Source organism: Microcystis sp. LE19-10.1B (assembly GCF_027530565.1).
Taxonomy (GTDB): Bacteria; Cyanobacteriota; Cyanobacteriia; order Cyanobacteriales; family Microcystaceae; genus Microcystis; species Microcystis aeruginosa.
In genome coordinates, this window is record NZ_JAPZQM010000136.1 from 1 (window position 1) to 3,299 (window position 3,299).

The window sequence follows — 3,299 nt, forward strand, 5'->3', positions numbered from 1 at the left end:
TTATTCGATCACGGGAGCGATTAACTCGCGTCTTTCCCCCGAAATAACTTTCACCTTACCTTCCTCATCGATATCGACCATGGCAGTATCCCCATCAGAAACCCGTCCGGAGAGAATTTCCTCAGCCAGAACATCTTCCAACAGACGCATAATCGCACGACGTAAGGGACGAGCAAGGTATTAAGTCTCCATAACTATGGCATAGAACGAGTTAGTTAGGACAGATGCCTGAAGGCTTTACTCACAGCATCCACAAGGTTTTCACTATCATTGATAATCTGACTAACATAGTTTTTCAATCTAGCCCAGAACTTTTCAATTTTGTTGAGGTCTGGAGAATAGGCGGGTAAAAATAGCACTTCACATCCCGCTTTAGCTAACAATTTTTTGATTCTCTCTTTGGGATGAAAACTGGCGTTATCAATGATGATAATTTGACCGGGTAGTAGTTCGGGTAATAGCAATTGTTCTATCCACTCACACACCAACTCTGTATTACAGTACCCCTCAAACACCATTGGCGCGATCGTGGAACCACGCCACCAACCGCTGAGCACACTAACTCGTTCGCTACAGTGACCTAACTTTAAAGCCTCAAATCTTTCTGATTTGTGACAATATCCATAAGGATAATCGATGGTGTTATCTATTCCAGCTTCATCAATATAGACAAATCTTTCCGGGGCATAACCTCTGATTTTTTGGAGAAACTCTTTTCGGGCTTCTTCATCTCTTTCTCTGTAGCCATAAGTTTTTTTTTTCTAGTAAATCCAATTCTTTTGAGCGCTTGACCAATTCTCATCCTACTGACTGGGTTAGCCCATTTTTGCGCCATTTTTTCTTGGGTCAAATGCCCATATTGTTCGGCAAACTTTTGAAAGGCTTCTAAATCGTCAATTTTGGGCTTGGGCCCTCGACGATAGTTAGTTTTAGCGGCCACCGTCCCAGTTTGTTTCTTCCGTTTCAGCCATAGGTCTAATGTATTACGACTAATATTGAGGGTGCGACAGACATGGCTTTTTTTCTCCCCTCGCTCTACGGCACTCACTGCTTTCTGTCTTAAATCATCACTATAGGGTGCTGCCATGAAAGCTTCTCCTCATTTCTTTTTCTCTATTATGTCCTAACTATCCCGCTCTTTGCTATACTACCCAATCACTAGGAAAAGTAGAGTGCTGATCAAAGCTGTGATCAAGAGGAATCCCCAAATTTTCCAGAGCAATCCTTGCGCTTTGTTGGATTTAAGAGGCCAGAAATACACCCTACCGGCGAGATCAGACTTACTGTACTTTTCCTCAGCTAAGCAACTTTGGGATCGAGAAAGACCAATTAAGCAACTAACACTGTCGATACGTTCACCTAAACGAAACCTCAAAAAACTTTTTGGTTCTGCAAAGTTGACCACACCACTATTTACACTAGGGTCAAAGACAAGAGAAGCAAATTGAACCAAAATAGAAAGAACAACCAAGCTGCTAATTAACCATCGTTTGAGTCGATTAATCGATAACATCTCTAAGATTAGCAAAGCTATTAAGGGAACAAGCAGTAGGTGAACTGAGGTAACGTGATAACGAGCAGCCCAAGAACCATCTCCATGCCAGAAATCCAGTTTGCTGGTTAAGATAATATGAAAGACAAGTGCGAAAATTGAGGAAATAAAATATATTCGTATATAAGGTGTTAATTTGTTAAATAAAATAATCCCCAATACTAAACACGGTAAAAGAAAGGGGTCGTAAATAAATATACTTTTAGCTGGTGAGAAGAGAACGCCGAGAATACCAACGTAGGGAGGGTGTATGAGAGGATAATTAGGGGGCAATTCTGGCAACCCTGAAAAGATTGCTCCATTGCGGATTTGCTCCATGAGTAAGGATGTTCCCGTTGTCCAAAAATCCCCAAAGCGTAAGTAATTAAATAATCTACTCATAAAAAAGAAGGGAAATAAGCCGAAGTTCCAGAGTATGGCTGTCTTAAAGATTTGATTCAGCTTGAAATTTTTATAAATTAGACAGCTAATTAGAAACCCAAAAACTGTGAGAGCATAAATGATAGTTGTCGAGCGAATTATAATAGCTGCTCCGATTGCCAATCCACTCAAAAAAACATAAGGTACTTTGTTAGTTTTAATATAAGCTAAAGCACAAGCATAACCTAAAATCACACAAAGTAGGACTGGATTATTTTGTTGAAAAGTTTGTGCATAGTGGAGAACGGTAGTACCTAGCAACCAAATCAAGCTAGCAGATGCCGCAATTTTCTCCTGAAAATCAAATAGTCTAAGTAACCAATAACAAGAGAGAACAACTAATACATTTAGAGGGATAACTACAAGAAAACTAACCGCAAATTCTCGTAATAAATAAGGCTTAATACTAGGAAAAACTTTAGAGAGTTGAGTGCCAATCCAATCTGCGGGCAACATTAATAAAGATTGTCCCATATCATAATGTTCATATCGTTTTCCATCTACTCCTAAAACACCAACACGGTCTAATCGAGAGGAAGGACGATAATTTGGGGGTAAAGAAACCTCCTCAGTTCCTGTCCACAGGGCATGGGCCATTCTTAGCCTAACATCGGTATCTGGAGGTAAGTTGGCAGGATTGATTATTGTTATCCAGAGTAGGGCAATAAGAGCTACTTTTGTGACTGTTTTCATGATCATCTATTTTTAGTATCTGTTTGAAAAGTTATCGGGCGTTGCTGATTTTAAGTATCAATTGTCCTCTCGGCAATTTTTAAAACCTAGCACTAAGGTAACTTGTGGATAGGAGGCACAATTTAGTCTTCATGTCTTGATTCAGCGACACCGCTTTTTACTATCCTCCGCTGCTGCCGCTTCTAGGCTGGTAATTGCGGTTTCTGCCGTCAAAATGTCAGGAATATCACTTAAACTAGCAGTTTGATAAACCTGTTCATTTCTAGCAAATAAATTGCTCATATCTTGAGAATAATTAGAAGCGATCGATAGCAAAGCTCCGGCAAAAATATAAAGAGGTAAAGGCAAAATAAACCCCTTGGCCCATTGATAAAACTCCACCAACAAAAATAACAAAACACAGCCCACAAACCAAACTTTCATCGCACTTTTTCCCTATTTTTACGAGAAAAGGTGAGCAAGAAGCCCACCTTTTATTTAACTAATTACAGTGAGAATTTATTCGATCACGGGAGCGATTAACTCGCGTCTTTCCCCCGAAATAACTTTCACCTTACCTTCCTCATCGATATCGACCATGGCAGTATCCCCATCAGAAACCCGTCCGGAGAGAATTTCCTCAGCCAGAACATCT

At 40.1% G+C, this 3,299-nt stretch carries 3 protein-coding genes and 2 pseudogenes; all 5 read right to left on the reverse strand.

Going from position 1 to position 3,299, the window contains the following annotated elements; genetic code table 11:
• Positions 1–180, reverse strand: a pseudogene (locus O9332_RS04890) (ClpB D2-like domain containing protein); the annotation flags it as partial.
• Between the two features lie 35 nt (positions 181–215).
• Positions 216–701 (reverse strand): annotated as a pseudogene (locus O9332_RS04895) (IS630 family transposase); the annotation flags it as partial.
• On the reverse strand, positions 647–1,087 hold the full coding sequence (locus O9332_RS04900; protein ID WP_288023983.1) for an IS630 transposase-related protein: 441 nt from the start codon (positions 1,085–1,087) through the stop codon (positions 647–649). The gene O9332_RS04900 and the pseudogene O9332_RS04895, both read right to left, overlap by 55 nt.
• Positions 1,088–1,147: 60 nt before the next feature.
• Positions 1,148–2,665, reverse strand: a complete 1,518-nt coding sequence (locus tag O9332_RS04905) for a hypothetical protein (protein ID WP_353853409.1) — start codon at positions 2,663–2,665, stop codon at positions 1,148–1,150.
• A gap of 141 nt (positions 2,666–2,806) precedes the next feature.
• Complete coding sequence (locus O9332_RS04910; RefSeq protein ID WP_002756712.1) at positions 2,807–3,088, reverse strand: hypothetical protein; 282 nt, start codon at positions 3,086–3,088, stop codon at positions 2,807–2,809.
• Positions 3,089–3,299: the final 211 nt, after the last annotated feature.

Coding starts and splice junctions, on each gene's coding strand:
- O9332_RS04900 (WP_288023983.1), bottom strand. CDS start 1,087: ATGGCAGCACCCTATAGTGATGATTTAAGACAGAAAGCAGTGAGTGCC.
- O9332_RS04905 (WP_353853409.1), bottom strand. CDS start 2,665: ATGAAAACAGTCACAAAAGTAGCTCTTATTGCCCTACTCTGGATAACA.
- O9332_RS04910 (WP_002756712.1), bottom strand. CDS start 3,088: ATGAAAGTTTGGTTTGTGGGCTGTGTTTTGTTATTTTTGTTGGTGGAG.